Annotated in this window: 18 protein-coding genes and 1 tRNA gene; 10 read left to right on the top strand and 9 right to left on the bottom strand. The window is 66.7% G+C overall.

Annotation, left to right across the window (positions count from 1 at the left end):
- Nucleotides 1-36 precede the first annotated feature (36 nt).
- Nucleotides 37-2,691 carry a polysaccharide pyruvyl transferase family protein gene (locus CIK77_RS03655; RefSeq protein WP_087056113.1) on the bottom strand — a complete coding sequence of 885 codons (2,655 nt, stop codon included), beginning with the start codon at nt 2,689-2,691 and terminating at the stop codon, nt 37-39.
- 384 nt (nt 2,692-3,075) lie between these two features.
- On the opposite strand from CIK77_RS03655, the gene glf reads away from it, so the two are divergent.
- Genes glf through CIK77_RS03675 form a run of 4 tightly spaced genes read left to right on the top strand, consistent with a single transcriptional unit; the run spans nt 3,076 to nt 7,865 of the window.
- A complete protein-coding gene (gene glf, locus CIK77_RS03660) occupies nt 3,076-4,218 on the top strand; it encodes a UDP-galactopyranose mutase (protein ID WP_087056114.1) in 1,143 nt (380 codons plus the stop codon).
- Nucleotides 4,219-4,256: 38 nt separating this feature from the next.
- Complete coding sequence (locus CIK77_RS03665) at nt 4,257-6,251, top strand: DUF6541 family protein (RefSeq protein WP_087056115.1); 1,995 nt, start codon at nt 4,257-4,259, stop codon at nt 6,249-6,251.
- 55 nt (nt 6,252-6,306) lie between these two features.
- Complete coding sequence (locus CIK77_RS03670; RefSeq protein WP_087056116.1) at nt 6,307-7,116, top strand: ABC transporter permease; 810 nt, start codon at nt 6,307-6,309, stop codon at nt 7,114-7,116.
- Complete coding sequence (locus tag CIK77_RS03675) at nt 7,116-7,865, top strand: ABC transporter ATP-binding protein (RefSeq protein WP_087056117.1); 750 nt, start codon at nt 7,116-7,118, stop codon at nt 7,863-7,865. The genes CIK77_RS03670 and CIK77_RS03675 overlap by 1 nt, the downstream gene beginning before the upstream one ends.
- A gap of 340 nt (nt 7,866-8,205) precedes the next feature.
- On the opposite strand, the gene CIK77_RS03680 is transcribed toward CIK77_RS03675, so the two are convergent.
- Both CIK77_RS03680 and CIK77_RS03685 read right to left on the bottom strand, forming a co-directional pair.
- Nucleotides 8,206-9,993 carry an ABC-F family ATP-binding cassette domain-containing protein gene (locus CIK77_RS03680; RefSeq protein ID WP_087056118.1) on the bottom strand — a complete coding sequence of 596 codons (1,788 nt, stop codon included), beginning with the start codon at nt 9,991-9,993 and terminating at the stop codon, nt 8,206-8,208.
- A complete protein-coding gene (locus CIK77_RS03685; protein WP_087056119.1) occupies nt 9,993-10,490 on the bottom strand; it encodes a MarR family winged helix-turn-helix transcriptional regulator in 498 nt (165 codons plus the stop codon). Before CIK77_RS03685 ends, CIK77_RS03680 begins: the two co-directional genes overlap by 1 nt.
- 145 nt (nt 10,491-10,635) lie before the next feature.
- Here CIK77_RS03685 and CIK77_RS03690 point away from each other — a divergent pair.
- The 6 genes from CIK77_RS03690 to CIK77_RS03715 all read left to right on the top strand — a co-directional run bounded on the left by CIK77_RS03690 (nt 10,636) and on the right by CIK77_RS03715 (nt 16,129).
- Nucleotides 10,636-10,707, top strand: a tRNA-Gln gene (locus tag CIK77_RS03690).
- Between the two features lie 4 nt (nt 10,708-10,711).
- Nucleotides 10,712-12,169 (top strand): bifunctional UDP-N-acetylglucosamine diphosphorylase/glucosamine-1-phosphate N-acetyltransferase GlmU, encoded by a 1,458-nt coding sequence (glmU, locus tag CIK77_RS03695; RefSeq protein ID WP_087056120.1) that lies wholly within the window; start codon nt 10,712-10,714, stop codon nt 12,167-12,169.
- A complete protein-coding gene (locus tag CIK77_RS03700) occupies nt 12,144-13,178 on the top strand; it encodes a ribose-phosphate diphosphokinase (RefSeq protein WP_087056121.1) in 1,035 nt (344 codons plus the stop codon). The genes glmU and CIK77_RS03700 overlap by 26 nt, the downstream gene beginning before the upstream one ends.
- Before the next feature lie 98 nt (nt 13,179-13,276).
- Nucleotides 13,277-13,705, top strand: coding sequence for an FMN-binding protein (locus CIK77_RS03705; protein WP_087056122.1), 429 nt, complete (start codon nt 13,277-13,279; stop codon nt 13,703-13,705).
- Nucleotide 13,706: 1 nt separating this feature from the next.
- Nucleotides 13,707-14,573, top strand: coding sequence for an FAD:protein FMN transferase (locus CIK77_RS03710; RefSeq protein WP_087056123.1), 867 nt, complete (start codon nt 13,707-13,709; stop codon nt 14,571-14,573).
- On the top strand, nt 14,570-16,129 hold the full coding sequence (locus CIK77_RS03715) for an FAD-dependent oxidoreductase (protein WP_087056124.1): 1,560 nt from the start codon (nt 14,570-14,572) through the stop codon (nt 16,127-16,129). The genes CIK77_RS03710 and CIK77_RS03715 overlap by 4 nt, the downstream gene beginning before the upstream one ends.
- On the opposite strand, the gene CIK77_RS03720 is transcribed toward CIK77_RS03715, so the two are convergent.
- The 6 genes from CIK77_RS03720 to CIK77_RS03745 all read right to left on the bottom strand — a co-directional run bounded on the left by CIK77_RS03720 (nt 16,123) and on the right by CIK77_RS03745 (nt 22,369).
- Nucleotides 16,123-17,673: a sensor histidine kinase gene (locus tag CIK77_RS03720; RefSeq protein ID WP_249268696.1), complete on the bottom strand. Its 1,551-nt coding sequence runs from the start codon at nt 17,671-17,673 to the stop codon at nt 16,123-16,125. The genes CIK77_RS03715 and CIK77_RS03720 overlap by 7 nt on opposite strands.
- Nucleotides 17,670-18,404 carry a response regulator transcription factor gene (locus CIK77_RS03725; protein ID WP_087056125.1) on the bottom strand — a complete coding sequence of 245 codons (735 nt, stop codon included), beginning with the start codon at nt 18,402-18,404 and terminating at the stop codon, nt 17,670-17,672. The genes CIK77_RS03720 and CIK77_RS03725 overlap by 4 nt, the downstream gene beginning before the upstream one ends.
- A gap of 113 nt (nt 18,405-18,517) precedes the next feature.
- Complete coding sequence (locus CIK77_RS03730; protein WP_087056126.1) at nt 18,518-19,432, bottom strand: N-acetylglucosamine kinase; 915 nt, start codon at nt 19,430-19,432, stop codon at nt 18,518-18,520.
- Between the two features lie 72 nt (nt 19,433-19,504).
- Complete coding sequence (locus tag CIK77_RS03735; protein WP_087056127.1) at nt 19,505-20,485, bottom strand: serine hydrolase domain-containing protein; 981 nt, start codon at nt 20,483-20,485, stop codon at nt 19,505-19,507.
- Nucleotides 20,486-20,501: 16 nt separating this feature from the next.
- Nucleotides 20,502-21,413 carry a carbohydrate ABC transporter permease gene (locus CIK77_RS03740; protein WP_087056128.1) on the bottom strand — a complete coding sequence of 304 codons (912 nt, stop codon included), beginning with the start codon at nt 21,411-21,413 and terminating at the stop codon, nt 20,502-20,504.
- Nucleotides 21,413-22,369: a carbohydrate ABC transporter permease gene (locus CIK77_RS03745; RefSeq protein WP_087056129.1), complete on the bottom strand. Its 957-nt coding sequence runs from the start codon at nt 22,367-22,369 to the stop codon at nt 21,413-21,415. Before CIK77_RS03745 ends, CIK77_RS03740 begins: the two co-directional genes overlap by 1 nt.
- Nucleotides 22,370-22,412 lie beyond the last annotated feature (43 nt).

Here is a 22,412-nt window from a genome sequence, read left to right on the forward strand (position 1 = left end):
CAATCGTGCTTGTTGCTGTCGTCGCCACGTACGATCTCAGTCGTCGGCGTGACGCTTGAGGACGTAGCCGGGCCCGATGCGCTTGGAGCGCGGAACGTGAACCGACCGGTCGAAGTGGCCGACAGCGATAAAGGAGATGAACACTTCGGAATCGGGGATCCCAAGGATTTCACGAATGGCGGCTTCGCGTTCCTGACCCATCGCCGTGTTGAGGCTGACCGCGCCCAGACCTGTGTGCTCGAGCCCGAGCAGAAGGAGCATCATGAACAGTCCGCCATCGATGTAGGCCTGGTTGCGTTCGACCGCGGCGACGAACGCGGCGTGGTCGCTCGTTACGAGTAGCAACTTCGGTGGAAGTTCGTAGCCTCGGTAGCCACCCTGGAGTTCCAACACCGACTTGAGTTTCGTCGAGTCCTCGAACTGGTGCACGCGCGCCGGCTGGCGGTTGCATACGGACGGCGCTTGCAAAGCGATCTGCACGGCGCGTTCGATGTCTTCGTTGGCGACAGGATCTGCGGTGAACTCACGTACGCTGCGGCGAGAGAAGACGACATCTTCGAATTCGCGATCCGAGCGATTCCACGCTTCCAAGTCGCGCTCGACGTCCGCAGGCATGGCGCCACCAAGACCCGACACTGCACGAGTGATGTGCTCCTGAACCGGAGCATCGAACAACTTCCAGAAATGTGACACATCTGCGTCGAGTTCTCGGTGGCGCTCGAAATAGTTATGCATGACGGCAGCCGCGATCTGGAAGAACGAATCCTCAGGGTCGCGCCCCTCCGCGATCCACTTGTTCATCTCCTTGGAAAGCAGCGGCATTACGGCTTTTCCGAAACCTGGCCGGAAGTTCGTTGTGCGACTGAGCCCCTTCTCGAAGCCGTGCGCGTGGTACATCAGGAGCGAACGGGCGTTCTCGACGGTGCGGGAAACTCGGTGCTGGGCGTACGACGCTATGAAGCGATTATCGTCGATTTGGCCGAGTGCCCTGACAGCACGAACGGGATCGTTGCCCCGCACTCCCGCGGGGCCCTGTCGGGTCACGGCCGAGGGTGAGATCGTGCGAAGAGCGATTGATGTGATGTCCGCACCACCATCTTTCCCACCGAAGTGAAGTGCTCCGAACATGATCTGCGAGAACGCCGGATCGTCGGCCAAGAACACCACTCGATCAGTGCGCTGCTCGCCGGCCTGAGTGTCGATGTCGATACCACCCACAACCTTGAACTTGCGGGTGTTCGGGTTGCGCAGGTGGACGCTGACCGTCTGCGAGGAGCTCCGGGGCGCCCAGTCGAGCTCCAGCTCGTACGCGAGGCCCTCCCGCAGCGTGGTCGGGATCGTGGTCCAAACGTAATGGCCGCGCTGAGTCGCGTATGTGGGCCCCGCGACGCGCAGTCGGGTTTCTCCCGGGCGACTTTCGATCTGCCACGCTTCGTTGTTCGCGACGAATGTCGGCGCGTTCATCCGTATCGGCCGCGGAGCGCGGCGGCGGACAACCCGGCGGATAGCCTTCCTCGCGACCCGGGCGCCTCCACGCAGGGCGGAGCGCACGGATCGCCCAGTAGCTGGTTGCTTGGTTCGTGCCGCACCCACAGTGCGCCGGACCGGCATCTCGAGCGACGCCTTAAGCCACGCCTTCGAATCGTGCACGTGCTTATCCAGCGTTGCGCGAATGGCCGAGTAGTCGAGCGGTGCGAGGAATCGCGCGTCGTCCGATACGACGTCCTCGGCCTGAAGTGTGAATCGGTCTCGGTGACCGATCAGGCGGAACAGGGAATCGAAGCGTGCAACGCCGCGTCTACGGTTCCCAATCGAAGCGAAGGGCTTTTCGAACTTTAGAGAGAACGCGGTTCCATGGAAAGAGTCAGTCACGACGTAGGAGCTGTTGTCGTACAGCTTCAAGAAGTCGTAGGTGTCGATATCATCCTCGACTGCGTCGGGGATGTTCATTTTCTCCTTGTTCTCCTCGACCAGGTGCGACCAGGCATCAAGAATGATCCGGATCTTGAGGCCTTTCTGGGCGGCGATGTGCTCGATCGCGGCCTTCTTCTCCGGCGTCGGGTCAAGAATGTACGCGAGGAGATACGGCCCCGAGACATCGCGGTCGGACCGCTCCGCCAGTCGACGGTACTCGGTCACATCGGTGAGGAAGATGGGCTCTGCGACTTGTGTGGCGGGGACATCGTACACGTCCCGCGCAATTCGAACTCCCGAGTCTTCCCGCACGGAGATAGCGTTGAATCGCTTCATGAGGCGGGAGATGCCCGGAATCTCTTCTTCAGGAGAAAAATCCTTCGCGTGCCCAAAAGAAGCGGCGTAGGAGACCTTTCGCTTGTCGTCGTCTGCGAAGTCGAGATAAAACGCCTTGCCAAAGTTCTGAGCTATGCCGAAGTTCCACACCTGATCGGAGCCGATCACAAAGTTGTCTGCGATCTGGTTCAGTTCTCCGACGGTCTGTTGGCTGTACAGCTTGCTCAGGTTGTAGTGTTCCCGTGCGAAACGCATCGAGTGGGTGTCCTGCACCTCGGGGTCGCTCGCGCTAGCACCGATCTTTGAGACCATCAGGACCTTGTTGCCGAGGCTCTCGACAGTCTTGTACAGACTGTAGTAGGTCAGCACCGAACCGTAGTTGGCTCCGATACCGACGCCGACGATCGCGACGTCGTAGTGCTCGTTCGAGTGTGCAGTCATTCCGTGATGATCCTTGAGGTTTGGGGTCCGAGGCGGGTCGAGAATGGCGGCCCGCGCCAATGTCGCAGAGAGTACACGCGGTGGTGGAGGCGCATCGTGATTCTAGACCACAGCATCGACTCGAAACTGGATGACCGCCACGCCGTCGGCGCGTGCAGCGACCGCTCGTTGCCGCGCGCGGTGCTCCGCCATGAGAGCGCGTGGCGACCAGGCGGCGCGAGCGCTCTGCGTTTTAGGAAGTTTCTATGGCGCACAGCCCCAGGAGACTTCTGCGGCGCACATCTGGGCGTGTGTGATTCCCGAGGCTTAGAGCAGTACCGATGGGATTGTGGGTGCCGTGGAACCTGAGTGGCCGGACCAGATCCGGATGTAAGAATGTTGGCCATGGACACCGATCTTCTTGTTGTTGGTTCTGGATTCTTCGGTCTGACGATCGCGGAACGGGCCGCGAACGCCGGCCGCAGGGTCACCGTCATCGACCGCCGCGACCACATCGGCGGCAACGCCTACAGCGAGGCAGACGCCGAGACCGGCATCGAGGTGCACCGCTACGGCGCGCATCTGTTCCACACGTCGAACGAGACGGTGTGGGAGTACGTGAACCGGTTCACCACATTCACGAACTACGTGCACAAGGTCTACTCGCACCACAAGGGCGTCGTATACCCCCTGCCAGTGAACCTCGGCACGATCAACCAGTTCTTCCAGGCCGCCTACAGTCCGGACGAAGCGCGTGCGCTGGTCAAGGAGCAGGCTGGCGAGTTCGATGTCAAGACGGCGCAGAACTTCGAGGAGAAGGGCATCGCGCTCATCGGACGCCCGCTGTTCGAAGCGTTCTTCCGCGACTACACCGCCAAGCAGTGGCAGACCGACCCGAAGAAGCTCTCGGGTGACATCGTCAGCCGACTGCCTGTGCGCTACAACTACGACAACCGCTACTTCAACGACACGTACGAGGGTCTGCCGACGGACGGCTACACCGCGTGGCTGGAGCGGATGGCCGACCACCCGAACATCGAGGTGCGTCTGGACACGGACTTTTTCGACGCATCGCAGCCATTCAACAAGAAATCAACCGTCGGCCAGATCCCAGTCGTGTACACCGGTCCGGTCGACCGCTACTTCGACTTCGCTGAGGGTGCGCTCAGCTGGCGCACGCTCGACTTCGAACGGGAAGTGCTGAACGTAGGGGACTTCCAGGGCACGCCGGTGATGAACTACCCCGATGCGGACTTCCCCTACACGCGCATCCACGAGTTCAAGCACTTCCACCCGGAGCGGACTGACGTGTACCCGACCGACAAGACGGTCATCATGCGCGAGTTCTCGCGCTTCGCGGAGAAGACAGACGAGCCGTACTACCCGGTGAACACCGAGGACGACCGCGCGGGTCTGCTCGCCTATCGCGAACTGGCCAAGGGCGAACAGGACGTCTACTTCGGCGGTCGCCTCGGCACATACCAGTACCTCGACATGCATATGGCGATCGGTTCCGCGCTGTCGATGTGGAACAACCAGCTGGCGTAGGGGAGCGACGAGTGTTCGCAGACGGGGAGTGAGAAGGGATGACCTGGGGCGACTCCTTCCCTGCACTCCTCGTCGCGGTCGTGTGCCTGCTCGGCCCAGGGCTGATCGTCACTGCGCCGTTCCGCTTCGGCACGCTGGCTCGCACCGCCGTCTCCGGCCTGGTCGGGATGTGCGTCGTTGCGAGTGCCGCGACGATCTTCGGGGCGTTCGGTCTCGCCTTCGCGTGGTGGCAGGTGCTCATCGTCACGGCCGTCGGCCTCGCGCTCGCGCTGGCCGTGCGCCCGGCGGTGCCGCGGCTGGAGCCGCGAGCCGATCGCCGTGTGCTCCTGCTGCTCGGAATGTGGTTGCTGTCCGCGCTCGCGATCGCCATCGTGATGTTCTGGCGGGTGCCGATTCCCGACCGCATCGCGCAGACGCAGGACAACGTCTTCCATCTCTCCGCAACCGGCGCGATTCTGAGCGGGCACTCCGCCTCCCCATTCGCAATCGGTGGTCTGATCGACACGACGGGGGCGTTCACCTACTCTCCGTCCGGCTGGCATTCGTTCGCCGCCCTCGTCGCGCAGACGACCGGTGTGCCAGTCGCCGTCGCCTTCAACGTGCTGTTCCTTGCGACGATCGCCGTCGTATGGCTGCCAGGCATCGCGTGGCTCGCACGCACCGTCGTGCCCACATGGGCCGCGGCGACGATCGCCCTTCCGCTCGGTGCATCGTTCGGCTGGTATCCCTACGGGTTGTTGACGGGAGGCGCGCTGTACCCGTCTGCGCTCGCCCACGCCCTTCTGCCCGCAGCCGTCGGCATCGTCCTCGTCGCAGCGCGGGCCGTGCTCGGCGATCGCGGGCGTGTGTCGCGCGCCAGGAGATGGACGGCGGCGGTCGTCGGCGTCGCTCTGGCCGGCGGTGCGCTCGCCGCGGCGGACCCCCGTGCGATCGCGACCCTGTTCGTGATCGTCGCACCGTTCGTCTTCTGGCGACTCATCATCGTTCTCCGTCAGGCGCACGAGGCCGCGCCGGGCGAACTGCGACGGGCCAGATACACGCTGTGGGGGAGCGTGAGCGCGGCCGCAGTCGTGATCGCCGCAGGCCTGATCTTCGGAAACGCGGCGATGCCGTTGACGGGGCGCCCGGGGGACACGACGGACCTCGTCGCACAGTCCCCGTGGCAGAGCCTGACGCAGGTGGTGATGGCGCAGTCGCAGACGGGGGTGAACGGGGTGGTCACGATCGTCGCGCCCCCGCTCGCCCTTGCGGTCATCGGCGGAGTCTTCATGGCGCTGCGTCGTGCTGCGACCCGCTGGGTGGTGATCTCCTACCTGGTGCTTGCGCTGCTGTACGTGCTCGCTGCCGGTGATGTCGGCCCGGTCTCGAGCATGATCGCCGCGCTCTGGCTCGGTGACCCGTATCGATTGGCCGCGGCCCTCGCGATCGTGGGGGTTCCGCTCGCCACGATCGGAATCGTCGCGCTCGGTCGCCTGATCGTGCCGGCGCGGCGTGCGTTCGGAGCAGGGGCGGCCATCGTCACGGCGGTCATCGTCGGTGTCACATCGACCGGCACGCTCGCTGCCACAGGAGTGAGCGAGGCGGCAGGGGCGGTGTTCCGCCAGCCCGTGCAGGCGAGTGACCGGGCCATCGTCTCGTCTGCGCAGATGACTTTCATGCGTCATCAGGTGAGTGCTGTCGTGCCCGAGAACCAACGTGTGCTCGGCGACCCCTGGGACGGGGCGGCGCTGACCGGAGTCTTCGCGGGGCGGGAGCCCGTCTTCCCCCACCTCCGTGGGCGCTGGGACGACGCACGCCTGACGCTCGCCTATTCGCTTCCTTCGATCGACGAGTCGTCAGAGGTGTGCGCGGCTCTCGATGAGCTCCGCGTGCGGCACGTGCTGTACACGCCGGGATCGTTCGGCGGTGGCGACCCTGACAGCGACCTGTACCTCGGCGTGCATGCGGCGGTCGACGCCGGTCTCTTCACCGAGGTCGCCACCGATGATGAATCGTCCCTGTACCGCATCGACCAGTGCGGCGACCTCGGATGACAACACGCGCGTGATCGGCGGTCGAGCCCGCCTCGCCCGACCGTAGGATCAGAGGGTGAAGGTCAGAGCCACCTCGGGCGTGCGCGGATACACCCACTCGTTGTGGCTGCTCTCTGCACGCGACCTCAAGGTCCGCTATTCGACGAGTTGGCTCGGCTACATCTGGAGCGTTTTGGATCCGCTCGTGATGAGTGCGATCTACTGGTTCGTGTTCACACAGGTGTTCCACCGCACGGTGGGGGCCACTCCGTACATCCTCTTCCTCATCTCGGCACTGCTTCCGTGGATGTGGTTCAACACCTCGATCTCCGACTTCACGAGAGCGTTCAAGATCGATGCGAAGCTCGTGCGATCAACCGCGATTCCCCGGTCGATCTGGGTAGCGCGCACCGTGGTGTCGAAGGGCGTCGAGTTCCTGTTCTCGCTGCCCGTGCTCGTGATCTTCGCCGTTGTCGCAGGACTCACCGGCGAGGGCGGATGGGCAGACGTCGCTGTGGGGTGGGGTGTGTTGTGGCTGCCGGTCGCCGTGGTGCTGCAGGTCGTGCTTCTCACGGGGCTCGGCCTCATCATCGCGCCGCTGTGCGTGCTGTTCCGCGATCTCGAGCGCACGACCAAGCTGATCCTGCGTGCGCTGTTCTACGCGACGCCGATCATCTACGGCATCCGCGACCTGCCTGATGGCTTCGCATGGCTTGAATACGCGAATCCCCTCGCGGGGCTGTTCGTGCTGTACCGCGCGGGCTTCTTCCCCGAGGAATGGCGGACCGGGCCGGTGCTGTCGACCGTGGGTGCCAGCGCCCTGGTGCTCCTGATCGGGTACCTCGTGATGCGCGCGCTCGAGCGCCCCGTGCTGAAGGAACTGTGATGGCCCACGACACAGGAAACGCGATCGATGTCACCGGGCTCGGCGTGCGATTCCGGCGCAACCGCCGCGGGCGCAGCGGCATCCTGTCGATGTTCGCCAGCGCGAATCGGCGCACGCCGAAGGACGAGTTCTGGGCCCTTCGCGATGTGTCCTTCTCCGTCAGACGGGGGGAGGCGATCGGCGTCGTCGGCAGGAACGGGCAAGGGAAGTCGACGCTGCTCAAGCTCGTCGCCAGAGTGTTGCTCCCCGACGAGGGCAACGTGCGCGTGAGCGCCGGCGTCGCCCCGCTGATCGAGCTGACGGGCGGCTTCGCGAACGACCTCACGGTGCGCGAGAACGTCCGCCTTGCGGCCGGGCTGCACGGCATGAAACGCGCCGAAGTCGCGGCCAGGTACGACGAGATCATCGACTTCGCGGAGCTGCGCGACTTCCAGAACACGCCGTTCCGCCATCTGTCGAGCGGGATGAAGGTGCGTCTCGCGTTCGCCGTCGTGTCTCGGCTCGACGAACCCATCCTCCTGGTCGACGAAGTGCTGGCCGTGGGCGACAAGGCCTTCCGGGAGAAGTGCTACGCGCGCATCGACGAGCTGCTCTCCGAGGAGCGCACACTGTTCTTCGTGAGCCACAGCGAGAAGGACCTGCGCCGGTTCTGCACACGCGGGCTGTACATCCGCGATCATCGTCTCGTGATGGATGCGCCGATCGATGACGTGCTCGACGCATACAACGAGGACAACGACACGAACTGACGGCAGCGTTGCCACACTGACCGTGTTGAACCAGAACGGGCGCTCGGGATGGTGAGGCTTCGGCAGTCTCGTTCTCTGCATCGGATGTCGATGGCTCCCGTCGCTGATGTCGATGTCGACGTCCGGCAAATCCTCGGGACTAAGATCCGCTGCTTCAAGCTGAAGCGGATCGACTCCTGCCGCATCGAGTTCCGTGAGAACCGTCTCGCCGCTTGCGCCGCGGTGCGTCGCGACGACCTGCGCCCCCGCGATTCCTGCTGCGTACTCCTGAACGGCACCGGCAACCGACGACTGCGGCGCGTGGAGGCCGTCCGATTCATCTCGGAGAGCAGCGTACCGATCACTCCAGCCGGGTCGACAGCTCCAGCCACTTCTCCTCGAGGGCCGCGGCCTCGTCCTCCAGCTCGGCGATCTTCGCCATCTCGGAGCCGAGCAGCTCGAAGTCCGCCTGGTCGAGGTCGGCCAGGCCCGCCCGCTTCTTGTCTGCCTGGCTGCGCAGCTTCTCGGCGCGTCGCTCCACGGAGGAGAGCTCCTTCTCCAACGTGCGCAGCTCGGCGCCTGACAGCTCCGGAGACCGCTTCTGCTGCGCACCTCCGGCCGGGGGAGAAGCGGCACCCGCAGCGTCCTGTGCGGCTCGCAGCTTGAGGTACTCGTCGATGCCGCCTGGCAGGTGCCGCAGCGAGCCGTCCAGAATCGCGTACTGCTGGTCGGTGACGCGCTCGAGCAGGTACCGGTCGTGCGAGACGACCAGCAGCGTGCCCGGCCACGAGTCGAGCAGATCCTCCATCGCGGCGAGCATGTCGGTGTCGAGGTCGTTCGACGGCTCGTCGAGGATCAGCACGTTCGGCTCGTCGAGCAGCACCAGCAGCAGCTGAAGCCGACGCTGCTGGCCGCCGGAGAGATCGCGCACCGGCGTCGACAGCTCGCTGGAGCGGAAGCCCAGCCGTTCCAGAAGCTGCGCGGGCGTCATCTCCTTGCCGCCGGAGACGTAACTCGTCCTCTGCTCTGCCAGCACCTCGCGCACCCGCATGTGCTGCACGGCGTCGAGTTCGGCCAGCCGCTGGTCGAGGTAGGCCACGCGGACCGTCTTGCCGCGCTTCACTCGCCCGCTCGTGGGCGTCACATCGCCGGAGATCAGTCCCAGCAGCGTCGACTTGCCAACGCCGTTCTGGCCGAGGATGCCGGTGCGCTCACCCGGCGCGATGCGCCATTCGACGTCGTGCAGCACGGTGCGCCCGTCGTAGGCGACGCCCGCGTCGAGCAGGTCGACGACGTCTTTGCCGAGCCTGGCGGTCGCCAGCTGCGACAGCTGCACGGAGTCGCGCACGGGCGGCTCGTCGGCGATCAGCGCATTCGCCGCGTCGATCCGGAACTTCGGCTTCGACGTGCGCGCCGGGGCACCCCGCCTGAGCCAGGCCAGCTCCTTGCGCATCAGGTTCTGCCGCTTCTCCTCGACGACCTCCCGCTGCCGCTGGCGCTCCACCCGCTGCAGCACGTACGCGGCGTATCCGCCCTCGAACGGGTCGACGATTCCGTCGTGCACCTCCCACATCCGTGTGCACACTGCGTCGAGGAACCACCGGTCGTGCGTCACGAGCAGCAGAGCGCCCTGATTCGCGCCCCAGCGGGTGCGCAGGTGCTCAGCCAGCCAGGTGATGCCCTCGACATCGAGATGGTTGGTCGGCTCATCGAGCGCGATCACGTCCCACTCGGCCACGAGCAGCACTGCCAGCGCGACTCTGCGGCGCTGGCCGCCGGAGAGCGTCGAGACGGCGACCTCCAGGTCGAGGTCGCCCGCGAGCCCCCGTACGATGCTCCGGATGCGCGCGTCGCTTCGCCACGTGTGATCCGGCACATCTCCGACGATCGCGTGTCGCACGCTGTCCGACCCTGTCAGCTCATCGGTCTGGGTGAGCATGCCCACCCGCAGGCCCCTGCGGCGCGTGACGCGCCCCGCATCCGGCTCCGACATGCCCGTGAGGATCTTCATCAGCGTCGACTTGCCGTCGCCGTTGCGCCCGACGATGCCGACGCGGTCGCCCTCGGAGATGCCGACGGTGACGTCGTCGAGCACGACCTTCGCGGGGAACTCCTGGTGCAGGCTCTCGGCCCCGAGCAGATGCGCCATCAGGCGTTCTCCACGCCGATGCTGAGGTGGCGCAGCAGGGCGGCGAGCCTCGTGCGTTCGGTCGGGGACAGGGAGTGCAACAAGTCGGCCTCTGCATCGATGAGTCGGGTGATGGCCGCATCCACGCGGATGAGGCCTGGTTCGGTCAGGAAGACGAGCACGCTGCGCCCATCATCCGGGTCGGCCTCTCGGCGCACCAGCCCTCGATCGACGAGCTTGTCGATCCGATTGGTCATGGTGCCGGATGACACGAGCGTCTGCTGCAGGAGCGTCTTCGGGCTGAGCTGGTAGGGCTCTCCTGCGCGGCGCAGCGCCGACAGGACGTCCCACTCCCACGGCTCGATGTCCGTGCGGTCGAAGGCGGCGCGCCTGGCGTGCTCGAGGTGGTGTGAGAGCCTGTCGACGCGCGAGAGCACCTCCATCGGCGAGAAGTCGAGGTCGGGGCGCTGGGCGCGCCATGCGCCGACGATCCGGTCGACCTCATCCGCTTCTGCCATCCCTCCAGTATCGCAGGGGGCCGCGCGCGGCCGTGCTCACCTGACACCTTCTGCTGGTTGCAGGCCGATCTCGGAGCATCTGGCGTCAGTTGAAGCCTCGCGGATGTCGCATGGCAGACTGGAGGGAGTGGCCTTTCGGTCGCAGTCCGCCATGGTGTAATGGCAGCACAACAGCCTTTGGAGCTGTGAGGTCTAGGTTCGAGTCCTGGTGGCGGAGCGTGATGCACGAGAATCTTGCGATCGTAGTCCTGGCGGCGGGTCAGGGCACCCGGATGAAGTCGAAGCTTCCGAAGGTGCTCCATCCGATCGGCGGCCGTCCCCTCGTCGGACATGTGCTCCACACGGCGGACGCGCTCGGCGCAGCCGTGATCGAGGTCGTGGTGCGGCACGAACGTGACCGCGTCGTCGACGTGATCGGCGATCACCCCGGTCTCGTCGTCGTCGATCAGGACGACGTGCCAGGCACAGGGCGCGCCGTGCAGCTCGCGGTCGACGCGCTGCCTCAGGATTTCTCCGGTGACGTGCTCGTGCTCTCCGGCGACGTGCCGCTGCTCGAGGCCGAGCAGCTCTCCGCGCTCATCACGGAGCACCGCGACGCACGGGCCGAGGCGACGATCCTCTCGGCTGAGCTCGAGGACGCAACGGGCTACGGCCGGATCATCCGCGACACAGCGGGCGCGGTGAACCGCATCGTCGAGCACCGCGACGCCAGCGACGTCGAACGGGCCGTGCGCGAGATCAACGCGGGCGTCTACGTGTTCCGCGCGAGCACGCTCAGGGAGCACCTGCCGAACCTCTCGTCCGATAACGCGCAGGGCGAGCTCTACCTGACCGAGGTCGTCCGGATGCTCCGCGACGCGCATCGCTCGGTCGCCGCGAGCGTGGCTCCGGATGCGCGGGTCGCCCTCGGAGTCAACGATCGCGTGCAGCTCGCGGAGGCCGGCGCGATCCTCAACGATCGGATCGTGCGCCGCTGGCAGCGCGATGGCGTCACCGTCAAGGACCCGGCGACCACCTGGATCGACGACACCGTGACGCTGGCGCCCGACGTCACGATCCTGCCGAACACGCACATCCTGGGCGCGACCACCGTCGATGAGGACGCCACGATCGGCCCGGACACATCGCTCGTCGACTGCGAGGTCGGCCGGGGCGCGAGCATCCATCGCTCCGACGCCACGCTCGCGGTCTTCGGCGCGGAGAGCACCGTCGGGCCGTTCTCGTACGTGCGAGCAGGGACGACGCTGGGAGACGGCGGCAAGATCGGCACGTTCGTCGAGGTGAAGAACTCCACCATCGGCGACGGCAGCAAGATTCCGCACCTGTCGTACATCGGAGATGCGACGATCGGCCGCAGCGCGAACATCGGGGGAGGGGCGATCACGGCGAACTACGACGACGTGAACAAGCACCGAACCGAGATCGGCGATCAGGTGCACACGGGTACGCACAACGACTTCGTGGCGCCCGTTAGGATCGGAGACGGCGCGAAGACGGGGGCGGGGGCAGTGATCCGCAAGGACGTCAAGCCCGGCGCCCTGGCCCTGAGCGTTGCGCCGCAGCGCAATGTCGAGGGCTGGGTGGAGAAGAACAGGGCAGGTACCGAGGCGGCCGACGTGGCCGCACGGGCGCGTCGAGCAGAAGAGGCAGCCGGTGGGTCAGAAGAAGAAGCACGTTGAGCTCGACCGCGACAAGGGCGTAGCGCCCGGTGTCGTGACCAAGACGAAGAAGCGCCTGGTGGTGGTCGCCGGCCGTTCGCACCCCGAACTGGCGACATCCGTGGCCGAGCACCTCGGCATCGAGGTGGCGCCGACCGAGCACCGCACCTTCGCTTCCGGCGAGATCTACACGCGCTTCGAGGTGTCGATGCGCGGCTCTGACGTCTTCCTCATCCAGTCGTTCTCTCAGAACGTCAACGAAGAGCTGATGGAGCTGCTCATCATGCTCGACGCGCTCAAGCGCGCCTCAGCCAAGCGCGTCACCGTCGTGGCGCCGTACTACCCGTACTCGCGCCAGGACAAGAAGGGTCGCGGCCGCGAGCCGATCTCGGCACGACTCATCACCGATCTCATCGCGCAGGCCGGCGCGGACCGCATCATGAGCGTCGACCTGCACGCATCCCAGATCCAGGGCTTCTTCGACGGTCCCGTCGATCACCTGTTCGCCAAGCCCGTGCTGATGAACCACTTCAAGGAGTCGTTCACCGACGCAGAACGCGAGAACCTCACGGTCGTCTCGCCCGACATGGGGCGCGTGCGCGTGGCCGACCAGTGGTCGGAATCGCTGGGCGCACCGCTCGCGATCATCCACAAGCGCCGCGACCCGAAGGTCGCCAATCAGATCACGGTGCACGAGATCGTCGGGCAGGTCGCCGGCCGCACCTGCCTCCTCGTCGACGACATGATCGACACGGCAGGCACCATCGTCAAGGCGGCACAGGCGCTGAAGGCCAACGGCGCCGAGAAGGTCATCGTCGGTGCGACTCACGCGATCCTCAGCGGCCCCGCTGTCGAGCGGCTCGGCGACGAGGCGATCGATCGCGTCGTCGTCACCGACACCGTTCCTGTCCCCGAGGAGCGCCGATTCGAGAACCTCACCGTGCTCTCCAGCGCACCGCTGCTCGCCCGTGCGATCCGCGAGGTCTTCGACGACGGCTCCGTCACGAGCATGTTCGACGGGGCCGCCTGAGCGTCACAGGGGATTCATATCCGGATCCGATCCGCTGCTTCGCATTCGGCTCTAGTCTGGCGGTACCGACTCACCGCGACGCCGACAAGGGGCCCACGATGAACCGAACCGCACGCACAGGATCCGCAATCGCAGGAGCCGCAGGAATCGTCGTCCTCGCCGGATGCGGAGCCGTCACCGTCGGTTCTGGAGAGGCGGAGTCGTCGACGGACGGCGACACGTCGTCGGGCGGATACTCCGACGGCACGTACGCCGCTGAGGGCACCTATCAGACGCCGGAGACCGTTGAGACGATCACGGTGACGGTCACTCTGGAAGACGAGGTCGTCGCCGAGGTGGAGGTGACGGGCGACCCGCAGGCGCCGGAGACCGAGGAGTACCAGGGTCAGTTCATCGACGGCATCGCCGATGAGGTCGTGGGCGTGGACATCGACGATCTCGACGTCAGCCGTGTCGCCGGCTCGTCGCTGACGAGTGGTGGCTTCAACCAGGCGATCGATCAGATCAAGCAGGACGCCGCAGCCTGACATGACAGACGCAGCGTGGCGATTCGACGCGATCGGCACGTCGTGGGAGATCGTCGCTCCTGCACCGCTCGGCGACGGACGCCGCCGAGCGGTCACCGAGACCATTGATCGCTTCGACGCCGAATGGTCGCGCTTCCGCGCCGACTCGCTGGTCTCCCGCCTCGGCGCGCGAGGGGGCCAGGCGCCCGCACCCGCAGATGCCCTGGCCATGCTCGATCTGTACGCCGAGCTGTCACTGGCGACGGATGGTGCCGTGAACCCGCTGGCCGGGGAATCGCTGGAGCGGCTCGGGTACGACGCGGCATACTCGCTGCGCTCATCCGGGGAGACACTCGCGGCTCCCGCCAGATGGAGGGACAGGATGACCTGGCGCGACGGCGCGCTCCGCATCGAGGGCACAGCGGTCGTCGACGTCGGCGCGCTCGGCAAAGGGCGCCTCGTCGACCGGGTCGCGGATCTCATCCCCGACGCCGTCGCGATCGACGCGGGCGGCGACATCCGGATCGGCTCGAAGCCTCAGCGCATCGCACTCGAGCATCCGTATGACGCACGCAGGGCGATCGGCGCCGTCACGGTGCGCGACGAGGCACTGTGTGCGTCGTCGTCGAACCGGCGCGCGTGGGGCGACGGGCTGCACCATGTGATCGATGCCCGCACAGGAGTGCCGGTGCGCACGATCGTCGCCAGCTGGGCGATCGCGATGGACGCGATGACCGCGGACGCTGCGGCGACGGCGCTGTTCTTCGACGGAGGCCCGCGCTTCGCCAAGGATCACGGTGTGCACTGGGTGCGCATGCACTCCGACGGCAGAGCAGAATGGTCGTTGGGGGAGCGGATCGAGAAAGGCGAGGCGGAGCTGTTCAGATGACCGGATCACCCAGAGCCTGGTACCTGCGGGCAATGCGCCTGCTCGGCAGGGCGTCGATGTACCGACTCACTCTGCTGTCGCTGGCAGCCCTCGTGGCCGTCGCCCTCGCCGCGTCGGCGTTCGACCTGCTCGCTGCCACTCCGGCATCCATCGCGCTCACCGCAGCGGTTCTCGTCATCGTCGGCTCCGGCGTCGACATGCTGGGGCACCGCATGCGGGGAACAGCGTGGCGCGCAGAATCGACGCTGATCACCGCCGGGATCCTGCTGTTCGTGCTTCGACCGGGCACGGATGCCGCCGCGCTGGTCGGTGCGGCCGTCGGGGCCGCGATCGCCGTGGCATCGAAGCACCTCCTCTCTTGGCGGGGTCGTCACATTCTCAACCCGGCGGCGGCCGGCGCCACGGGCGCGACGCTCGTCGCGCTCGCACCGTGGATCGGTGGAGGCTCGGCCTGGTGGGTGGGCTCGCCCGTGATGTTCGTGCCAGTGCTGCTCGCCGGTGTCGTCGTGCTGTGGCGCACCGAGCGCGTCAGAGTCGTCGCGCTGTTCTTCCTCGTCGCGGTCGTCGTCGCAGTGGTGCGCACGATCGTGCAGCTGAACGCCAGCGGCGCATCGATGGCACTGGACGACCTGCTCACAGCCGTCATCGTGCAGTCGCCGTACCTGTTCCTCGGCGCGTTCATGCTGTCGGAGCCGCTGACCCAGCCGCCGCGGCGCTGGCAGCAGTACGTCGTGGCCTGCATCGTCGGAGCACTGGCCGGATGGCCGCTGTCCGTCGGTGCGATCACCCTCGGGCAGGAGCGTGCGCTGCTGATCGGCAACATCGTGGCGTTCTGCTTCGCCGCGCGTTCGGCCGTGCGGCTGACGCTCGCCGACGCCAAAGACCTGACGCCCACCGTGCGTGAGCTGAGTCTCACCGCGGCGGGCGACATCCGGTTCGTGCCTGGCCAGTACCTCGAGCTCGAGGTGCCGCACCGCGGCGCGGACGCGCGGGGCACCAGGCGCGAGTTCTCGATCGTCTCCGCACCAGAGGACCTGCCGGAGCTGCGCGTCGCCTATCGCGCAGTCGGCACCGCGCCGCCGTCCACGTACAAGGCGGCGCTCGCCAGGGCGGTCCAGGGGCACAAGCTCCGCGCCACGGGCGTGTGGGGCGACTTCGTGCTGCCCCGCGACGCAGAACAGCCCCTGCTGCTGGTTGCCGCCGGGATCGGCATCACACCGTTCGTCTCGCAGCTGCGCCATCGGCGTATGGCGGGCGAGATGGGAGACATCGTGGTCGTGTACGTCGCACGCACGGCGGATGAGCTGGCGTACCGAGACGAGCTCGAGCGAGCCGGCGTTCCCGTGCACATCGTGACCCCCGATCATCCCGGCCGGATGCCCGCACAGTGGACGTGGCAGAGCGAACGTCTCACGGGAACCGCGCTCGCGGATGCGGTGCCCGGTGTGGACGAGCGCCGCGCCTACGTCTCGGGCCCTCCCGGCCTGATCGCCGGGCTCTCCCCGACGCTGCAGAGGGCGCGATCCGTCACGACCGACGCATTCGCCGGTTATTGAGCGCCGGTCGCATCCAGGGGTTTCGCCGGCAGCCGCACCTCGAACGTGGTGTCGCCCGGTGAGCTGCGCACGCTGATCGTGCCGTGGTGCGCCTCGACGATGGCCTTCGCGATCGCCAGGCCGAGGCCCGTGCCGCCCGTCCTGCGTGCTCGGGATGCGTCGCCGCGCGCGAATCGCGAGAACATCTCCGCCTCCAGCGCCTCGTCGATGCCCGGTCCGTCGTCGTGCACCTGCACCACGGCGCGCGTGGCGCTGCCCGCGCCGACGCGGCGCACGCGCAGCGTCACCTCCGTGCCGGCAGGAGTGTGCGTTCGCGCATTGGCGAGCAGGTTCACGAACACCTGGCTGAGCCTGGCGGCGTCTCCCGCGACGATGAGCGGCTCCTCATCGGCCTCCACGCTCCAGGCATGATCCGGAGCAGCCACCTGCTGGTCGACCAGCGCGTGTACGGCGACTTCGGTGAGATCGACCGCGTCGATGACCACTTCCTGGCCCTCGTCGAGTCGCGCCAGCAGGAGCAGGTCCTCCACCAGGCCCGTCATCCGCAGGGACTGCGCCTGAATGCGCTCGAGTGACTGCTCCGTGGTGTCAGAAAGGGTGGGGTCGCGCAGCGACAACTCGGAGTAGCCGCGGATGGACGACAGCGGAGTGCGCAGTTCGTGGCTGGCATCGGCGACGAAGCGGCGCATGGTCGCCTCATTGCGCTCCCTCGCAGACAAGGAGTTCTCAACGTGGTCGAGCAACGTGTTCAGCGAGGAGCCCACCTGCCCGACCTCGGTTGCGGGGTCAGCCTGGTCGTGCGGAACGCGCTCGGCGATCGACACGTCGCCCTGGTCGAGACGCTGGCGTGAGACGCGCGTGGCGGTCTCAGCGATGTCACGCAGCGGACGCAGGCCTCTCCGGATGATCACGCTGGTCGCGACCCCGAGGCCGACCATACCGCCCGCTGTGACCAGACCGATCGCCCACAGCATCCTGGCAAGTGTCTCGCTCTCGCTGCTTGTCGCCAGCCCCAGCACACCGAGCACTTTGCCCGTGGAGCTGTCGATCAGCGCCTGCACTCTGAAGCTTCCGATGCCGGAGATCTTCACTGTGTGCGGACGGACGTCCGTGATCACCGCAAGCACTTCGGATATCTGCTGTGCTGACAGCGACTGTGCCGAGAAGTCTTCGGAGAAGTAGGCACCGGTTGCGCCCCCGGGGCTCGTCCCGAAGATCAGCATCGTGCCCGGCGCGGCGCGTGAGTCCTGCAACTGGCCGACAGGGTCGCCGGCGGCCGCGTTCTGACCGAACTCCGGCCCGAGGGATTCGCCCGTGTTCTTGAGGCGCTCGTCCACGCTCTCGTTGAGCACGGTGGTCAGCACGGCACTCGTCACGAGTGCGACCACCAGGAGGATGCCGGCGACGATCGCGAAGACCGTCGCCATCAGCCGCGACTGCATGCTCATCTTGCCGGTGAGTCGCCCCGGTGCGACCGACCCGGTCGGGGTCTGGTCCGTCGGATGCCGTGGCGGTGGGGCACCCGTCGCCGGGGTCTGGCTCACGATTCCTTCTGGGGTGCCTTGATCATGTATCCGGCGCCGCGCACGGTGTGGATCAGCGGCTCGCCGCCGGCGTCGACCTTCTTGCGCAGGTACGAGATGTAGAGCTCGACGACGCTGGAGCGCCCGCCGAAGTCGTAGTTCCACACCCGATCGAGAATCTGCGCCTTGCTCAACACGCGACGCGGGTTGCGCATCAGGAAGCGCAGAAGTTCGAACTCGGTGGCCGTCAGTTCGATCTCGCGCCCGTCGCGATCGACCTCGTGGCTGTCCTCATTCAGGCTGAGGTCGCCCACACGCAGCACCGGGTCCTCCTCTGCGGGCTGCACGCCCGTGCGGCGCATCAGGGCGCGCAGGCGGGCGACGACCTCTTCGAGGCTGAACGGCTTGGTGACGTAGTCGTCGCCGCCGGCGGTGAGGCCGGCGACGCGGTCCGAGACAGCGTCCTTCGCAGTGAGGAACAGGATCGGTACGTCGTCGCCCGACTGGCGCAGTCTCTGCATCACAGCCATGCCGTCGAGATCGGGCATCATGATGTCGAGCACGATCGCGTCAGGGGCGAACTCGCTTGCAGCGCGCAGCGCGTCGAAACCGCTCGCCTCTGCGCGTACCTCCCAGCCCTCCATCTTCAGGGCCATGGAGAGCAGGTCGGTGAGCATCTGCTCGTCGTCGACGACGAGCACGCGAACGGGGGAGCCGTCGGGCCGGGCGAGGAGAGCGTGCGGATCGGTCATGTAATCCATTGTGCGCACAAACCTATGCGTCCGCTATGGTGCCTGCTATGCGTCGCCTGTGAACTCGGCATCGGGTCGTATGCGGGCGGTGCGCGCGGTGTCTTGCCCGCACGTCACGCGCGGATGACGAGTCGCTCGTGCGGGAGGCCAGCAGGCTCGGCCAACAGCGCAGCACCGTCCAATGCGTCGCCTCGCGGGCTGCGGAGCAGGAGGCCCCGTTCCACCAGAGCGGTGTCGAGAGCGAGGCGCAGACCGTCGTGTTCGCCGAGCCCGCCGACGAGGACGACTTCCCGATCTGACGGAGCGACCGACGCCGCGGTGTCAGCGAGTGCACGCGCGGCGTCGAGCACGATGGCACTCGCCACGGGGTCCTCCTCATCTGCGCGCGCGAGCACGGAGGGAGCGAAGGCGCCGAGACGGGCCGCCGCGCTCGCACCGGTCATCAGCTGCGGCAACGCGGTGGGGACGCCGTCGCAGAGGGTGAGTGCGTCTGATTCGAGGGCGGTGTGCGGACCGCGTCCGTCGATGGCGCGCAGTGCCGCGCTCAGTCCGCACTGACCTATCCAGCGTCCGCTTCCCTCGTCGCCGAGCCAGGGGCCCCAGCCGTCGGAGCGGTCGACCGCTCCGACGTCGGAGATGCGCAGAGCAACCGCACCCGTGCCGGCGATCAGAAGGGTGCCGGGCCGTCCCTGCATGGCGCCTGCGTGGGCGGTGACCATGTCGGATGTGAGTGTGATCGGCGCATCGAGCCTCTCGCGCAGCTGTCGGGCGAGAGCCAGCGATGCCGATGGCGCGGAGCCTGCGCCCGCGGCGCCGATCGACCAGCTGGCGATGCCCGCGACCGTCTCCGCGGGCCAGGTCGTGATGGCCGCGGTGATGCTGTGCGCGGCTGCCGCGACTCCGCCTTCGTCCGCCAATCCGGGGGCGCCGCTGCCCGTCGCATCGAGCGAGCGCGCGGTGCCGTAGCCGCGCAGTCGAATCGTGGTCTTGCCGAGGTCGACGGCGATGCATCCTCTCCGTTCGCTCATCCGGTGTCCTCTCGTGAATGGTCAGGCGGTGTGGTTGCTGTTGCTGTCGGCGTGGGTGCGCGGGCGGCGACGTCAGACCGCGCAGATTCGGCCGACGAACGCCCGGCGGATGCCTGCGATGTCCGCGTCATCGCGGCTCGGATGGACGCGGTTGGTGAGCAGGACGCCGAAGCGTCGTGCTGCTGGCGAGAGCGCGACGCATGTTCCGGTGAATCCCGTGTGCCCCAGCGCATCGGCCCGTCCCATCCAGCTGTGCTCCCTTGCGCGCAGCCCGGCGGCCTGGACGTAGCCCTCCGCGAGGACCGATGCTTCGGTCATGAGGCGCGCGCTGCGCTGGGAGAGCACCTTCCCGAGTGCGCCAGCACCTTCGTCCAGAATCATCGTGGCGAATGCGGCCACGTCGTCGACAGTGCCGAACAGGCCAGCGTGGCCCACTGGCATTCCGAGCGCATGAGCCAGTTCATCGTGCACCTCGCCCCTGACCGGTCCGCGATGCGGCTGCGTCTCTGAGGCAACCGCCGAGCGGGGATCCGGCCGGAACGTCAGCGTCCCTGCACCCAGGGGCCCGGATACGCGTTCTTCGATGAGATTCTCAAGGCTGCGGCCGGCTGCGCACTCGATGAGCCGGCCGACGAGGATGAAACCGACGTCGGAATAGAGATGGCGCTGTCCGGGCGGTGCCACGAGCTCGGTGGCGAGCACATCGCGCATCAGCGCTTCGTCGCGCCGTTCGGTGCGCCAGCCAGGATGATCGGCCGGCAGGCCCGCGGTGTGAGTGAGGAGCTGCCGGAGAGTCGCCTCGCCTGCGCCGGAGCCCGAACGGATCTCGAGATGCTCGCTCACGGGGGCGTCGAGATCGATGATGCCGTCATCGACGAGCGAGAGCGCACTCACAGCCGTGAAGAGCTTCGTCAACGAGGCCAGATCGAACAGATGAGCCTCTGTGAGCGGCGAATCGTCGTGTTCGGCTGGTGTCCCGAGAAGCTGCCGTTCCTGCTCGCGGTCTCCGCCGATGACCGACGCCCAGGCAGATCCGGGTGCGCCGTTCACCATCGGATCGGTCGCCGCGTCACTTGCTCATCCCCGAGGTGAGTCCGCTGATGATCTGCTTCGTCGCCACCAGGAAGAGGACGACCAGCGGGATGGTCGCGATGGTGAGGCCCGCGAACAGCTGCGGCCAGTCGGTCGAATACTCGCCGAAGAAGCGCGTCAGGCCGACGGGCAGCGTATAGGACTCCCGGTCGCGCAGCAGGATCAACGGATAGAAGAAGTCGTTCCACACCGGGACGAACCGGAACACGATCACCGTCGCGAGTGCGGGCCGAACGAGGGGGAGCAGGATCTGCAGGAAGGTGCGCAGAGGTCCTGCCCCGTCGATCCGCGCGGCCTCCTCGAGCTCGAGGGGGAGACGTCGGAAGAAGACCGTGAGCACGAACGTGGTGAAGGGGATTCCGAGCGCACCGTAGACGAGGATCAGACTGAGGATGTTGCTGGTCATCCGCAGCGAATCGAGCAGGTAGAACAGCGGCAGGATGGCCAGATGAACCGGCAGCATGAGGCCGGAGAGGAACAGCGCCTCGATGCCGCGGAAGAAGCGCGCCTTCGCCCGTGCGAACGCGTACGCCGCGAGGACTGACACTGCGGTCGTGACGATGACCGAGCCGACGGTCACCACGATCGAGTTGATGAAGTAGGTGTCGAACGATGCGGTGAGCCAGGCGTTCTGGAAGCTCTTGAACGTGGGCTGCAGGGGCAGCCCGAGCGGGTCCTCGGCGATCTGCGCCTGGGTGCGCAGTGAGTTGGAGACCATCAGCAGCAGCGGTCCGATCGCGATGACCGCATACCCCCACAAGAACACGTTCGCAAGAAGCCGTCCCAGCGGTGACGTCTCCGACTTCATCCGCCGAGGCGACCGTCGAGGTGCTTTCGTCACGAGCGCTTGCGTCGAGACGTCCGGGGCATCGAGTTGCGTGATGGCCATCAGAAGAGCTTCCGTTCGGCTCGCCGCATCGTCGACGTGATGACGACGGATATGAGGAGGATGAAGAGGAACAGCACCGTTGCCAGCGCTGATGAGATGCCGATCGAGTTGGCGTTGCCTGATTCGAACGCCGTGCGGTAGAAGAGCAGCATCATGACGTCGGTCGAGCCGGCCGGGGCGCCATTGGATCCCGCCAGGGCGAAGGGGATCGGCATCGCCTCCATGCTGCCGATGAACGTCAGCACCGTGATGATCCCGATCGTGGGGACGAGCATCGGGATCGTGATGAACCGGAATCGCTTTCCCGCGGACGCGCCGTCGAGCGAGGCAGCCTCCTCGATCTCCTCGGGGATGCCGCCCAACGCGGCCCCGTAGAGCAGGATCGGGAAGCCGATCCACTGCCAAGCGCTCACGAACACGATCACCCAGATCGCGAGCTTCGGGTCACCGAGCCACGGCAATGCCATGCTCTCCAGCCCGACGCCCCGCAGAATCGCGTTCACAGGGCCGAACAGCGGCGACAGCATGAGCGACCAGAGATAGCCGATGACCATCGGGCTCACCAGATAGGGCAGGGCGAAGATGGTCTGGAACAGTCGTTTCGTGCGTCGCCGTCGATGCAGCAGCGTCGCGATTCCCAGCCCGAGTGAGTTCTGGAAGACGATGGCGCCGAGGAACAGCAGCAGGTTGTGCCCGAACGCGTTCCACAGAGACGAAGCGTACGGCTCCTGGAAGAGCAGAGTGGCGTAGTTGGCGAACCCCGCGAACCCGCTTTGGCTGGTTCCCTGCCATTCGAAGAACGAATAGCTCAGCGCGGTGACCATCGGATACAGGATGAGCACGGCGAACAGAACGAGGGCGGGAAGCACGAACAGCAGCGCGGTCGGGGTCGTCAGCGCGGTTCCAGTGCGGTTCCCCCGGCCCTTGGGGCGGACGAGAGCGACGGGTGATGCCATGGAGGGGCCTCTTTCAGAGAGGCCGCGGGACGCGCCTTCGGCG

The sequence above is a fragment of the Microbacterium sp. JB110 genome (genome assembly GCF_003335195.1).
Taxonomy (GTDB): Bacteria; Actinomycetota; Actinomycetes; order Actinomycetales; family Microbacteriaceae; genus Microbacterium.

Bases quoted from the DNA above. Each gene is read 5' to 3' on its own strand.
- CIK77_RS03655 (WP_087056113.1), bottom strand. From the start codon at position 2,691: ATGACTGCACACTCGAACGAGCACTACGACGTCGCGATCGTCGGCGTC.
- glf (WP_087056114.1), top strand. From the start codon at position 3,076: ATGGACACCGATCTTCTTGTTGTTGGTTCTGGATTCTTCGGTCTGACG.
- CIK77_RS03665 (WP_087056115.1), top strand. From the start codon at position 4,257: ATGACCTGGGGCGACTCCTTCCCTGCACTCCTCGTCGCGGTCGTGTGC.
- CIK77_RS03675 (WP_087056117.1), top strand. From the start codon at position 7,116: ATGGCCCACGACACAGGAAACGCGATCGATGTCACCGGGCTCGGCGTG.
- CIK77_RS03680 (WP_087056118.1), bottom strand. From the start codon at position 9,993: ATGGCGCATCTGCTCGGGGCCGAGAGCCTGCACCAGGAGTTCCCCGCG.
- CIK77_RS03685 (WP_087056119.1), bottom strand. From the start codon at position 10,490: ATGGCAGAAGCGGATGAGGTCGACCGGATCGTCGGCGCATGGCGCGCC.
- glmU (WP_087056120.1), top strand. From the start codon at position 10,712: ATGCACGAGAATCTTGCGATCGTAGTCCTGGCGGCGGGTCAGGGCACC.
- CIK77_RS03705 (WP_087056122.1), top strand. From the start codon at position 13,277: ATGAACCGAACCGCACGCACAGGATCCGCAATCGCAGGAGCCGCAGGA.
- CIK77_RS03710 (WP_087056123.1), top strand. From the start codon at position 13,707: ATGACAGACGCAGCGTGGCGATTCGACGCGATCGGCACGTCGTGGGAG.
- CIK77_RS03715 (WP_087056124.1), top strand. From the start codon at position 14,570: ATGACCGGATCACCCAGAGCCTGGTACCTGCGGGCAATGCGCCTGCTC.
- CIK77_RS03725 (WP_087056125.1), bottom strand. From the start codon at position 18,404: ATGACCGATCCGCACGCTCTCCTCGCCCGGCCCGACGGCTCCCCCGTT.
- CIK77_RS03730 (WP_087056126.1), bottom strand. From the start codon at position 19,432: ATGAGCGAACGGAGAGGATGCATCGCCGTCGACCTCGGCAAGACCACG.
- CIK77_RS03735 (WP_087056127.1), bottom strand. From the start codon at position 20,485: ATGGTGAACGGCGCACCCGGATCTGCCTGGGCGTCGGTCATCGGCGGA.
- CIK77_RS03740 (WP_087056128.1), bottom strand. From the start codon at position 21,413: ATGGCCATCACGCAACTCGATGCCCCGGACGTCTCGACGCAAGCGCTC.
- CIK77_RS03745 (WP_087056129.1), bottom strand. From the start codon at position 22,369: ATGGCATCACCCGTCGCTCTCGTCCGCCCCAAGGGCCGGGGGAACCGC.